Below are 12,837 nucleotides of genomic sequence, written 5' to 3' on the forward strand. Positions count from 1 at the left end.
TGACGGACGCGGATCTCGGCCACGCCACACGTGCCGGGCGTCGACTCAATACGCCATGAACAAGATCTCGTCGCGGCTGTAGTCGTGTCCCGGGTGATTCTCCTTGAGGTGCTCGCGCACCTTCACCACCAGCTCGTCCTCGTCGGCGCCCTTGATCGCCTCGCCGCACGGACAGGTCAGACGCGTCTTCGGTCGGTTCATTTCGATCCTCACCTCGTTCGGCCGATGCCAGGTGTTCTCGTCACATGGTGTGTTCCGCAACTTGCGTGAGCGTACCTGTGGCGAGCGTCTCACATGGACGGCTGGTGCCGATAGGGACCGTGCGGGCCGATTCAGCGGTGTGGGACCACGTCCGGGGGTTGGCGCGGGACCCGAACGGGTGCGGGGTGCGCGTCGGCGCGGGAGACGATTCCGATCAGAGCGCCCACCGCGCCGGTGGTCACGGTCGCCACCGCCACCAGGGCCAGCGCGGAAGCCATCGCTAGAGTGTTCATGACATCCATTGTCCGAACGAAGGAGTCCCGTGGCACCTCAGCAGACGCTGACGGTTGGGACTCTCACATCCGGCCGCGGTGTGTGACATATGCGCAGATCGCGCACGATCCTGTTCGTGCTGCTCGGTGTCGTGGCGATGATGGGGTCTGTCATCGTCGGCGCGCCCACCTCCGCACAGTCGGTTGCCGGTCAACCGGGGCGTGCGATCGCGTTGACCCAGTTGGGGGAGTGGGGCGGACTGGATCGGGTGCTGCGGTTGTCGTATCTGACGAAGGATGCGCGCGGCGCTGTGGTACCGGCGAGCGGCATCGTCGCGCTGCCCGACGGTGCCCGACCTCGCGGGGGATGGCCCATCATCTCGTGGGCGCACGGCACCTCCGGGCTCGGTGAGAGCTGTGGCCTGGCCGATTCCGGCGATCTCATCCGATCGACGGCGCCGGTCGTCGGCGCCCTCACCGGGGCGGGATATGCCGTGGTGGCGACCGACTACGTCGGGCTCGGTCCGAATTCGCTCGGCCCGCACGCCTACTTGCACACACGCTCGGAGGCGACCGCGGTCATCGACATCGTCAGAGCCGCGCGCACGGTGATCCTCGGGCTCTCGGAGACCTGGGCCGCTGCCGGGTCGTCGCAAGGTGGCCACGCGGCGCTCGCCGCCGGCCACTACGCACACGACTATGCGCCTGAACTCGACTTCCGCGGTACTGCCGCACTGGCCCCGGCATCGAACTTCGAGGATGTCATCCCGCTGATGCGGCCCGGGATCCCCGCCCTGCCGCGGGCGATGTCCGGGCCGCTGGCCGCTGTTCTGGCCGGGATGTCGGCCAACCAGCACGATGTCGACGTGTCGACGTATCTCTCGGACTTCGGCAGGCGGGTCGTAGCCGAGGTGGGCCGATCGTGTGGTCCGCAATGGGAGTCGATCCTCGACGGCACCCGGCCCGATGCGTTGCTGTCGAAGTCGCTCGGCGACGACACCTTTCGTGACGCGCTCCGCAGGTACATGGAGGTGCCCGTGCGCGAGCAGGGCGGTCCGATCCTGATCGTGCACGGCCTGCGCGATTTCACCGTGCCGATTCCGATGACCTATGCGCTGCTGCGTGCGTTCCGCAAGGCGGGGACCGACTACGAGTTGAAGACGATCAACAGCGATCACACCGACCTGCGGGCCGACGGTGGGATGGACGACGTCCTCGACTTCCTGGACCGGGTGATCCCCGCCGACTGAACCCTCGCCGGCTGATCCCCGACGGTGGCGCGGTCAGCTCAGCTCAGCGCCTTGGCTTTCAGCGCCTCGAACTCCTGCTGATCAATGGTGCCGGCATCCAGAAGTGCTTTCGCGTCGGCGATCTGGTCGGCTGAAGACTTGCCGGCCACCGACCGGATGTAGGCGTCGGACTGCTGCTGCATCTGGCTCTGGGTCTCGGCGGCGCGCTGGGACATACCGGGACCGCGCGCGATCAGGTAGACCAGCGCGGTGAGCCAGGGGATGAAGATCAAGAACACCATCCACACGGCTTTCCACCAGCCCGACAGGGCCCGATCGCGGAACAGGTCGCTGATGATCCAGAACAGCATCATCAGGTACGCCACGAAGATGAAGATCACCACGGTGTACCAGATGAAGTCCCAGAACGAGTCCCACATGTCGTCACTCCTTGAACGTGGCGGCATGGCGATGCCGCAGACGGATCGTCAGGTCAGAATGCCTGCTGCGAGCCCACGGCGGATCACCTGGAATGGGTGACTTCCGGGTCGTCGTCGCGTACTCACCCGGCACGGAGGATGTGGTCGGTGTCCATCTCGTGGGAAGGTCGGAGCATTGACCGGCGGGTTCGATCTCGCCATGCGAGGATTCGCGGGCATCGACAGAGCGGAGACACGACGTGAGTGAGCCGACCGGAGGGCATCCCGAACCGGACGCGGGTGCCGATCGTCCGGAAGACGCCGGTGCGCAACACCCCGCGGGGACCGCTGCGGAGCGCCTAGTCGACGAGAAAGAGGGCCCAGTCGACGGAAAAGAGGGCCCACTCGACCCCGACGAGCGGGCCGAACTCCAACGCCTGCGGGCGCAGGTCGCCGAACTGCGCGCCACCCCGGCACCGCAACGTCGGATGTTCTGGCGACGTTTCACCGCGGTGGTACTCGTGGTGCTGTGTGCCCTGCTGACGTTGCTGTCGGTGACGACGCGCTACGTGCGTGGCGAACTCCTCGACACCGACCACTATCTGACGACGGTGGCGCCGCTGGCATCAGATCCGGCCGTGCAGGGCCAGGTCACCGACGCGATCACCGCCGCGATCGACGAGCAGGTCGACATCCGGCAGATCACCGAGGACGCGCTGCAGCAACTCGTGGATCTGACTCCGGCCGAGCGTCCCCGCATCGACCAGACCGTCGTCGGTCTGGCTCCGGTGCTGGCCAACCAGGCCGAGTCGTTCATCGAGCAGACCGTGAGCCGATTCGTGCAGTCCGACCAGTTCGAACAACTGTGGGTGACGGCCAACCGTGCCGCACACCAGTCGGTGGTGGCGGTGCTCACCGGCGACACCGAGCGCGGTGCGGTCGAGGTCGATCCCAACGGCGCCATCAGCATCGAGCTCGGCCCGATCATCGAACAGGTCAAACAGATCCTTTCCGACCGCGGATTCGCTTTCGCGAACAACATCCCTCAGGTCGACAAGAGCTTCGTGGTGTTCGAGTCCCCGCAGCTGGCGAACGCGCAACGGTGGGTGAACGCGCTGGACAAGGTCGCCGATGTGCTGCCGTGGCTGGCCCTCGCCGCCGCCATCGGCGCCATCGCGGTCATCGGAGCGGGACGGCGATTGCGGATGACCGCGGTGGTCGCGGTCTCGATCGTGGTGGCGATGCTGTTGTTGGCCATCGGACTGCTCATCGGTCGTGCCGTGTACATGAGCGAGATCCCGGCCGACGTACTCGCTCCCGATGCCGCGCGGGTGATCTTCGATACCGTCGTCAATCCGTTGCGGTTGGCCTTGCGGGCGGTCGCGGTCGCCGCGCTGGTGGTGGCGCTTGTGGTGTTCTTCGCCGGCGGCTCCCGATCGGCGCAGGCGATCCGGCGTGGATTCACCGGCGGGATCGGAGCTCTCGACGCGCGGCGCAAGCAGCGTGCACCGAATGCTGTGGAGCAAGCCCTTTATCAGGCCCGTATCCCGGTGCGGATCGCCGTGGTGGTCGGTGCCGCGCTCATCCTGATGTTCTGGTCCTACCCGACCGGACTCGTGGTGATCTGGACTGTCGTGATCACCTGCCTGGCGCTGGCGGCTCTCGAGATCGCGATGCGGCCTGCGCGCCGCGAGGTGGCGGCCGAGGCCGCGACCCCTGGTCCCTGATCAGCGGTCGAGCGTGCGAGGCCGCGTCACGAAGGGCCACCCTCACACCGCGCGCAGCACCGCAACCAGCCTCAGGAGCCGTCGTTTCCGCTGCGTCCGTCGCGCGTCTTGCGCCGCGCCACACCTTTGGCGACCAGCGACGCCGAATCCGGGGGAGCGGGTGACCGGACGACGGGATGTCCGATCACTGCGCGCCGGCTGAGCCGACCGTGGCGCATCGGCATCTCCGATCGCCTCCCTCGTGTGGTGACTTTTCCTCGATGATGCCAGGCCACTGCCGCCGGGGTGGTCACCCGGACCGGATGATTGCTCGCCCTCTCGCCCTCTCACCGGCTTGCCGATATCATCTTCGCGGGTCCCCGAGGTCGGGTCGGGGTGACACGGAGTGGGTACCGAGTGGACGCACCTAGCGGTCGACTGGCGCCGGGATTGCGGCTGCGCACCGCACGGCCGGCGCTGCCTCCTGCCTACGTACATCGGCACCGGATCGACCAGACGCTCAGTGCCTGTGGCCCCGGCGATATCGCGGTCGTCGAGGCCGGTGCCGGTTACGGAAAGTCACTCGCCGTCGCATCGTGGTTGCAGCACCGCGTGGCCGACGGTCCGGTCGCGTGGCTCGCGGTCGGTGAGCCCCACGGCATGCGTGCCCTGTGGAGCGACATCCTCGGGTCGCTCACCGCGGGCGGTGCGTCAACCGGGTCGGGTGCGTTGCTCGACATCGCGCCCGGGCCGGCATTCGCCGAGCCCGAGGTGGACATGATCGTCGACGGACTCGCGTCGTCGCCCACCCCGGTGACCCTGGTGCTCGACGATGTGCACCGAATCGATGCGCCCGACGTCATGGACTCGATCCGGCACCTGGTCGCGCGGCAACCCGAGCGGCTGCGGCTGGTACTGATCACGCGCGCGGCCCCGGACCTGCGGTTGCAGCGAGTACGGCTCGAGGGGCGGCTGATCGAGGTCGGCATGCGCGATCTGCAATTCACCCGGGACGACGTCGTCGATCTCGGCCGGATGGTGGGCAGCGAGTTCGACGCCACCGAGGTGGATACGCTCCTCGAACGGACCCAGGGATGGGCGACCGGTTTGCGTCTGGCGGTGCTCAGCGCCCGCGACGACCTCGGACACGTCACGTCGGATCGGCTCACCGGCCGCAATGATCTCGTGGCCGCCTACCTGCTGGAAGAGGTCCTCGAGGATCTCGCGCCGACCGACCGTCGATTCCTGCTGGCCACGTCTGTCGGGGAGAGCATCACACCGTCGTTGGCGCGGGAACTGACCGGGCGCGCGGACAGCCGTCGAGTCCTCGACGATCTGGTCGCGCGCAACGTGCTGACCGTCCGACTGGCCGATCGGCCGGACTGGTACGCCTATCATCCGCTTTTCCGGGAATTGCTCATCGATCGGCTGGGCGCCGAGAATCCCGACGCGCCTGCCGATCTGCATCGCCGCGCGGCGAACTGGTGTGTTCGTAACGACGACCCGATCGCGGCGATCGACCACTTCGCCCGCGCTGGGGCCTGGCACGAGGTGACCACTGTGCTCGGCGATGTCGCCGGGCCGCTGGTGTTGTCGCCGCAGGCATCTGAGCTCGCGGGTGCGCTCGAGTCGGCGGCCCGCGAGGCGGCCCGACGTCCGACTGCCGACACGCTCCTGGCCGCCGCGGTCCTCTGCTATCACCGCGGCGACTTCGGCGAGATGTCGCGCAATGCCGAGGACGCCGCCGAACTCCTGGACGCCGAGCCCGCCCGAGCGACGCCGGGGTCACGGATTCTGATCGCGCTGACCCGGATGGTGACAGCGCGCAGTTCTCGTCTGCCCGAGCTGATCGATCGCTGCGACGAGGTCCTGGACCTGGTGGCGTCGGCGTCCCGGGTCGAGATCCCGGCGGCCCGGGCATACACACTCATGGCGCGTAACAACCGGGGGATCGGTCTGTTCCATCGAGGTGAGGTCGACGCGGCCGCAACGGAACTCGTCGGGAGTGCGGCGACGGCCGAGGATCTCGGGTTGGGCCTCACCGCGCTGGCTGCCGAGACCTACCTGGCCCTGATCGACGTGACGCGGGGAGAACTGGGGGTCGTCGCCGATCGCATCGCGGCGATGACCGCGTTGGTCGAGCGGCGAGGGTGGACGCGGCAGCCGCAGGCGGTGGCGCTGTACGCGGCGCAGGCCCTGCTGGATCTCGAACGGCATGATCTCGACGCAGCCGATCGGGCGGTGTCGATGGCGCGGCGTGCCGTGGGGCCGGGCACCGATACCGCGGCGTTGCTGATCGGTGAGGCCGTCGCGGTGGGTGTCGCGGTGACACGGGCCGACGTGTACGCGGCGCGCGCACAATGCCGTCGCCTGGAAATCGCGCGGCGATCGACCTCCGGGCTGCCCCCGTTGGTGCGCAGCTGGTACGACGTGGCGATCGCGGAGACCCGAATCCTGATGGGGGAGGCCGAATCCGTGATCACGTCGCTGACGCGGCCGGACGCGTCAGCGACCTACGAAGGGGCGCTGACCCGCGTCGTATTGGCGAAGGCGCAGCTGGCTGCGGGCCGCCCGGCAGTGGCGATCGACGTGCTGGGCACCGCCGACGGATTCGCGCCGCATCGGCTGCAGGCGGTCGAGGCGGAGATCCTGACAGCTGTGGCGTGGGCGCGACTTCACCGAGACGTGGCTGCCCTGCAGCACCTGACGGCGGCAGTACGGCTGGCCGCGCCGGTGCGTCAGATCCGGCCGTTCGTGGCCGGTGGTGCGCCGGTGGCGGCGTTGCTCACCCGATTGGAGCACGTGACCGCCGAGGATCCGGAGTTCGTCCGCGACCTGCTCGGCGTCTGCGGGCGAGTCGGCACACCGGACTCGACAGTCGTTGTGCCGCCGGTGGAGTCGTTGACCGACCGAGAGCTGATGGTGTTGCAGTACCTTCCGACGATGTACAAGGCGGCCGAGATCGCGGCGGACCTGTTCGTCTCGGTGAACACGGTGAAAACCCATCAGCAGTCGATCTATCGCAAGCTCGGGGTGTCCTCACGCCGGGACGCGGTCGATCGGGCGCGGGAGCGACATCTGATCTGAGCGGCCAGGCCACGTCTCAGTCGTTGTCGTCGTCACCACGCAGGGTTGCGGCGATCGCTTGCGTCGGAATTCGTCCTTGTGCCACCAGCTTCGCCCCGGACTCGCGGGCTGCGGCGCTGAAGGATGCCGCCGTCAGGTATTCCCACACGATGACCGCCGCACACCGGCCGGGCGCGATCGCGCCGGCCAGGTTCTCCACATCCTCAACGGCGAGTATCTCCACGAGTGAGACGTCCAGACCACGCAGTCCTGCGTCGGCCAAGTCTTCGAACTCGGTGACCGTGACATGGCCGGTGCTGTCCCGCCCGACGATGAGCAGTTCGAGGATTCGCAGCGTGCGATCCGCGACCGATCGCGCGATGTGATCGATCATCTTGTTGGTCAGAGTCGTTGTTCCGTGCGGGAGTTCGACGACCAGATAATCGATCGGACCCAGGTCGTGTGAATCGGTTCCGGGCGGGGTGGTCATACGCTCCTCCTCGCCGGCGACGGGCGGCCCTCGGTGCGATGGGCTCACCGAGATGACCTGGTCTCGATTGTGTTCGACGATCCGCGCGCGCGTCGTCATCCGGAACGGGTGATTGCCTGCAGAGCGCGCCCGAGCACGAGAATGGGCCGGAACTCCTCGGCGGGGATCGCCCGCTTCACATGGGTTCCGGGCCCAGTCTCTGCCACGATGCGCGCGGAGGTCGTCCGGGCATCGCGAGTCATCGTGCGGCGTCGGGGACGCACGCGGGGTGATCTGTCCGGACTGCGCCGGCCAGATCGTGTCGGCGGATCAGGGAGCCCAGGTCCGCGGCGCGGTCTCGGTGTCGGCGCCGCGGTCGGGACCGGCCACCCGGTAGGCGCGGTTGACCGCCGACACCACCGCGCGCAGGCTCGCCGTGGTGATCGACGATGCGACGCCGACACCCCACACGGTCTCGCCGTTGACCTCGGTCTCCACGTAGGCGGCCGCGCTTGCATCGCCGCCGGAGGTCAGCGCGTGCTCGCTGTAGTCGAGTACCCGGACGTCGTAACCGACGGTGGACAGTGCGTCGACGAAGGCCGCGAGCGGGCCGTTGCCGCTGCCGCTGATCTCCCGCTCGACGCCGTCGACCTTGACCACGGCAGTGATGTAGTCCTCGCCGCCATCGACCTCGGCGGCATCGACCTTCTGGCGCATCCGCTCCAGCGGGCGGATCGGGTTCAGGTATTCCTCGGCGAAGACGTCCCACATCTCCTTCGGGTTGACCTCACCGCCCTCGCCGTCGGTGATCTTCTGGATCTCCTTGCTGAACTCGATCTGCAGCCGGCGCGGCAGGTTCATGCCGTGGTCGGCCTTCATGATGTAGGCGACACCGCCCTTGCCGGACTGGCTGTTGACGCGGATGACCGCCTCGTAGGTGCGGCCGACGTCCTTCGGGTCGATGGGCAGATACGGCACCTGCCACAGAATGTCGTCCATATCCTGGTCGGCGTCGTCGGCGTCGTACTTCATCTGGTCGAGGCCCTTGTTGATCGCATCCTGGTGACTGCCGGAGAAGGCGGTGTACACCAGGTCGCCGCCGTAGGGGTGGCGTTCGGGCACGTTGAGTTGGTTGCAGTACTCGACGGTGCGCCGGATCTCGTCGATATCGGAGAAGGTGATCTGCGGATCGACGCCCCGGCTGAACAGGTTCATGCCCAGGGTGACCAGGCAGACGTTGCCGGTGCGCTCGCCGTTGCCGAACAGGCAGCCCTCGATGCGGTCGGCGCCGGCCTGGTAGCCGAGTTCGGCTGCGGCGACGGCGGTTCCGCGGTCGTTGTGCGGGTGCAGACTCAGGATGATCGAGTCGCGTCGCGCCAGGTTGCGATGCATCCACTCGATGGAGTCGGCGTACACGTTCGGGGTGGCCATCTCGACGGTCGCCGGCAGGTTGAGGATCATCGGGTTCTCCGGCGTGGGGGCGATGATCTCGGTGACGGCGTCACACACCTCCTTGGCATAGCTCAGCTCGGTGCCCGTGTAGGACTCCGGCGAGTACTCGTAACGCCATTGGGTGTCGGGGTACTTCTGCTGCTCCTCGAGAACCTTGTGGGCGGCGTCGGTGGCGATCTTGGTGATCGCGTCCTTGTCGGCGCGGAACACCACTCGGCGCTGCAGCACCGAGGTGGAGTTGTAGAAGTGCACGATGGCCTTGTTGGCGCCGCGGCACGCGTCGAAGGTCCGCTCGATCAGTTCCGGTCGGCACTGGGTCAGCACCTGAATGGTCACGTCGTCGGGGATGGCGCCGTCCTCGATGATCTCGCGGACGAAGTCGTAGTCGGTCTGGCTAGCCGACGGGAAGCCGACCTCGATCTCCTTGTAGCCCATGCGGACCAGCAACTCGAACATCCGACGCTTGCGGGCCGGGCTCATCGGGTCGATCAGGGCCTGGTTGCCGTCGCGCAGGTCGACCGCACACCACAGCGGGGCGGTGGTGATGGTCTGGTCGGGCCAGGTGCGGTCGGGTACCGACACGTTCTCGACCTCGTCGGCGAACTGGCGGTAGCGGTGTACCGGCATCGCCGAACTGCGCTGGGTGTTCCAGACCGGCTGGTCTGCGGGAATCGGTCCGGCGGGCTCGACGATGCGGCTCGTGCCGGAGGTGAAGCTATCTGCTGCTGCCATGATGGGTCATTCTCCGTGAATCAGATCGGGGGAGGAAGACCGGCGCGTGAAAGGGCCCCGCGACGGAGGGCCGGTCGAATCAGACCCCGCCGCGGCAACCGAGAAGGAGTGCACGCTGCATGTGCTGGACTGTACTCCCCGCCACGGTCGCGGATCAAATGCCCTCTGACCGAGGTCGGTCGTTTGCCGGATACGGGGTGCCCCAGATGCCGGCGAAGGCCACTTCATCCAGGGGCAGGCGCGTGCGTGGACGTGCGTCGCGTTCGCGGATGTCGGGCGCCACGGCCTCGGGATCGGCGATCTGGCCGATACCGAGCAGCACGAGCGGACGTCTCTCGTCGGGAATGGCGAACCTGGCCCGGGCCGCGTCGGAATCGAATCCGGCCATCGGGTGGCCGTTGAAACCGGTTGCTTGCGCCTGCAGGATCATCTGCGACACAGCCAAACCCACGTCGACGGCAGCATAGGTGCGTGCCTTCTCATCGTCGGGTTCGGCGGCCGTGCACACCAGCACCAGGGCCGCCGACGCGGGCGCCCACCCCGCGTTGCCGCGGGTGAGGATCTCGGTGAGCCCGGTGAACGTGGCGTCGCCGCGCACGCCGACTATGAACCGCACCGGCTGCACGCGTCCCCACGTGGGTGCCCAGCGTCCGGCCTCGAGGATCGAGGTGAGGTCGTCGGCGGAGATGGTGGCGTCGGGGTCGTAGCCGCGCGCGCTGCGCCGACCGGCGATGAGTTCGTGCACGCCGCCAGGTTACGGGCGCACGGCGTCCACGTCGGCGACCTCGGTGTCGTGCGCTGCGGTGCGTGACGTCGGGTCGTCGGTCCGCGACGCGGTGCGGGTGCGCATGACCACGGTCAGGACCACTGCGAGCACCCCGAGCGCGATCACACTCGCCAGTGACGCCGCGTGCATCCCATCGACAAAGGCAACGCGGGCGGCGTCGGCGAGTTCGGTTCCGCCGGTGCCCATCTCGGTGGCCCGGTGCAGCGTGTCGCCGAGGGTGTCGCCGAAGCTCCAGCCGTCGGAGCGTTCCCGGAACACCAACGTCGCCAGCGATCCGAGCAGGGCAAGTCCCATCGCGGTGCCCAGTTCGAAACTCGTCTCGGAGATGCCGGACGCGGCACCGGAGCGTTCCACCGGCACCGACCCCACGACGACATCGGACACCAGACTGAACACGATGCCGTACCCGATGCCGGCGATCGACGTGAACAGCAGATACACCCACAGTGGGCTGGACAGCGACAATGCCACCAGTCCGAGGTTGCCGAGCGCGGCGAACAGCACCGCCCCGACGAAGGCGGTACGCAGGCCGAACGCCGCAACCACCCGGGACGCGCCGATGGAGAACACGGCCACGGCGACTGCCATCGGCAGACCGGCCAGCGCCGCGGTCAGGACGTCGAAACCGCGGACCGACTGCAGGTACACACCGGTCAGATACGACATCCCGCCCAGCGCCATCATGCCGACCAGTGCCACCGAGACGGCCGCACTGAACTGCGGGTTGCGAAACAGGGCGAGGTCCAGCAGGGGGGCGGGCGCGCGGCGCTGATGGGCCAGGAAGGCGACCAACATCGTCACGCCGAACAGTCCGATCGCGACCACTCCGCCGTCGGTGCCCTCGGCGGCCATCGTTTTGACCGCGTACACCAGCGGCAGGATGCCCAGCAACGACAGGACCACGCCGACCACGTCGAAGCGGGCCACCACCGGTGCCCGGTATTCCGGGACGAGACGCGGGGCGGCGACGAACAGCACCGCCAGCACCGGCACGTTGATCAGGAAGACCACACCCCACCAGAAGTGATGCAGCAACACGCCGCCGACCACCGGTCCGATCGCGCTGCCGCCGGCAAAGGCGGCGGTCCACACGCCGATCGCCTTCGCACGGTCGCGGGCGTCGGGGAACATGTTCGCGATCAGCGACAGGCTCGACGGCATCAGGGTGGCACCGCCGACACCCATCAACGCCCGCGCCGCGATCAGTACCGCCGCGTTCGGCGCGAACGCGGCGACCACCGAGGCCACGCCGAACATACCCGCGCCGATCAGCAGCACACGCCGCCGACCGATGCGATCGCCGACGTTGCCCATGGTGATGAGCAGGCCCGCGATCAGGAAGCCGTAGATGTCGAGGATCCACAGCTGCTGCGCGGCGGTCGGCGCCAGGGCGTCGGTGATGGCGGGGATCGCGAGGTAGAGGACGGAGAAGTCCATCGACACCAACAGGACCGGGAGGGTGAGCACCGCCAGGCCCCACCACATACGTCGATCGGTGCCGGACGGGTTCCGGTGCCGATCGGACGAGGGGGTGAGGACGGACATGACAACGCTCCTTGGATCTGCTGGGACGGCGACGACGACCCGGTCGCGTACGCCGTACGCAATGACGGTACTCCATGTGGGTACGCTGTACGCAAATCATTTATTCCCGCAGATGATGACGCCTGCGTGGGTGATGCGGAAAGGAGCGGTCGGTGGCATCAGCGGACAAGGGGGCCGCGAGCCTGAAACTGACGCTGGAGGCGATCGTGGACGCCGCGATCGCGGTGGCCGATCGCGACGGGATCGGGGCGTTGTCGATGCGGCGGATCGCCGATGACCTGGGTGTCGGGGCGATGTCGCTGTACCGCCACGTCGACGACAAGGATGCGTTGCTGCAGGAGATGTCGGAGGAGATCGGTCGCCGGTTTCCCTATCCGGTTGCCGACCCCGGGCCGTGGGGCTGGCGCGACCGCGTCCGGGTGGTGGTCGACATCGACTGGGAGCTCTACCGGCGCCACCCCTGGGTGGTGCTCGCCTACTCCTCGCCGCGGCACAGTTTCGGCGACGAATCGCTGCGCTGCCTGGACTGGTTCGCCGCGGGTTTCCTCGACCTCGGTGTCGACCTCGTCGAGGCCACCGGCATGGCGCTGACGGTATGGAGTCACGTGCACGGCGTCGCGCTGGTGGCGGTGAGCGACGACCTGTTGCGGGCGGAGAAACCGTCCGAGGGGCCCGACGGTCTGGCCGATCTCATCGCCGGGCAGCCAAAGGTGCTGGCTCCGCACCTGTCCTCGCTGGGCGCCAACCCGGTGTCGGCGCGGTTGGTCGATCCCCGAGCCCGCCTCGAGGACGGCATCGCCTACCTGTGTGCCGGGTTCGCCGCCCGCGGCGAGGGCTGAGACGCGCCGGCGAAGCCAATACTTCCGAAAAATGCGCCCACCACAGCGGCGCCATCGGCATAGTGTCAACCGCGCAGCTGGCGAGGGCGCTTTGCTGGGGTGCATTTCGGGTACCGTCGG

Annotated in this window: 12 protein-coding genes; 4 read left to right on the forward strand and 8 right to left on the reverse strand. The window is 68.0% G+C overall.

Annotated features, from left to right (window positions below; translation table 11 throughout):
• Positions 1 to 45 precede the first annotated feature (45 nt).
• Positions 46 to 201, reverse strand: a complete 156-nt coding sequence (locus L1892_RS01710; protein WP_235721712.1) for a DUF1059 domain-containing protein — start codon at positions 199 to 201, stop codon at positions 46 to 48.
• 131 nt (positions 202 to 332) lie between these two features.
• Entirely contained in the window at positions 333 to 494 is a 162-nt protein-coding gene (locus L1892_RS01715) for a hypothetical protein (protein WP_235721713.1), read from the reverse strand.
• A gap of 89 nt (positions 495 to 583) precedes the next feature.
• On the opposite strand from L1892_RS01715, the gene L1892_RS01720 reads away from it, so the two are divergent.
• Positions 584 to 1,723, forward strand: coding sequence for an alpha/beta hydrolase family protein (locus L1892_RS01720; protein ID WP_235721714.1), 1,140 nt, complete (start codon positions 584 to 586; stop codon positions 1,721 to 1,723).
• A 38-nt stretch (positions 1,724 to 1,761) separates the two neighbouring features.
• Here L1892_RS01720 and L1892_RS01725 read toward each other — a convergent pair whose 3' ends face one another.
• On the reverse strand, positions 1,762 to 2,142 hold the full coding sequence (locus L1892_RS01725; RefSeq protein WP_235721715.1) for an SHOCT domain-containing protein: 381 nt from the start codon (positions 2,140 to 2,142) through the stop codon (positions 1,762 to 1,764).
• A gap of 239 nt (positions 2,143 to 2,381) precedes the next feature.
• On the opposite strand from L1892_RS01725, the gene L1892_RS01730 reads away from it, so the two are divergent.
• Entirely contained in the window at positions 2,382 to 3,848 is a 1,467-nt protein-coding gene (locus tag L1892_RS01730) for a hypothetical protein (protein ID WP_235721716.1), read from the forward strand.
• A gap of 71 nt (positions 3,849 to 3,919) precedes the next feature.
• Here L1892_RS01730 and L1892_RS01735 read toward each other — a convergent pair whose 3' ends face one another.
• Entirely contained in the window at positions 3,920 to 4,072 is a 153-nt protein-coding gene (locus L1892_RS01735) for a hypothetical protein (protein ID WP_235721717.1), read from the reverse strand.
• 172 nt (positions 4,073 to 4,244) lie between these two features.
• Here L1892_RS01735 and L1892_RS24835 point away from each other — a divergent pair, with 172 nt between their 5' ends.
• Complete coding sequence (locus L1892_RS24835; RefSeq protein WP_235721718.1) at positions 4,245 to 6,914, forward strand: winged helix-turn-helix domain-containing protein; 2,670 nt, start codon at positions 4,245 to 4,247, stop codon at positions 6,912 to 6,914.
• Between the two features lie 16 nt (positions 6,915 to 6,930).
• Here the strand turns inward: L1892_RS24835 and L1892_RS01745 are convergent, their stop codons facing one another.
• From L1892_RS01745 to L1892_RS01760, 4 genes are all read right to left on the reverse strand, one after another.
• Positions 6,931 to 7,383, reverse strand: a complete 453-nt coding sequence (locus L1892_RS01745) for a DUF6325 family protein (protein ID WP_235721719.1) — start codon at positions 7,381 to 7,383, stop codon at positions 6,931 to 6,933.
• A 309-nt stretch (positions 7,384 to 7,692) separates the two neighbouring features.
• A complete protein-coding gene (gene leuA, locus L1892_RS01750; protein WP_235721720.1) occupies positions 7,693 to 9,546 on the reverse strand; it encodes a 2-isopropylmalate synthase in 1,854 nt (617 codons plus the stop codon).
• 154 nt (positions 9,547 to 9,700) lie between these two features.
• A complete protein-coding gene (locus tag L1892_RS01755; protein ID WP_235721721.1) occupies positions 9,701 to 10,291 on the reverse strand; it encodes a nitroreductase family protein in 591 nt (196 codons plus the stop codon).
• Between the two features lie 9 nt (positions 10,292 to 10,300).
• Positions 10,301 to 11,878 carry an MFS transporter gene (locus L1892_RS01760; RefSeq protein ID WP_235721722.1) on the reverse strand — a complete coding sequence of 526 codons (1,578 nt, stop codon included), beginning with the start codon at positions 11,876 to 11,878 and terminating at the stop codon, positions 10,301 to 10,303.
• Positions 11,879 to 12,030: 152 nt separating this feature from the next.
• Between L1892_RS01760 and L1892_RS01765 the strand changes: the two genes are divergently transcribed.
• Positions 12,031 to 12,717, forward strand: coding sequence for a TetR/AcrR family transcriptional regulator (locus L1892_RS01765; RefSeq protein WP_235721723.1), 687 nt, complete (start codon positions 12,031 to 12,033; stop codon positions 12,715 to 12,717).
• Positions 12,718 to 12,837 lie beyond the last annotated feature (120 nt).

The organism is Gordonia tangerina (assembly GCF_021556435.1).
GTDB classification, from domain to species: domain Bacteria; phylum Actinomycetota; class Actinomycetes; order Mycobacteriales; family Mycobacteriaceae; genus Gordonia; species Gordonia tangerina.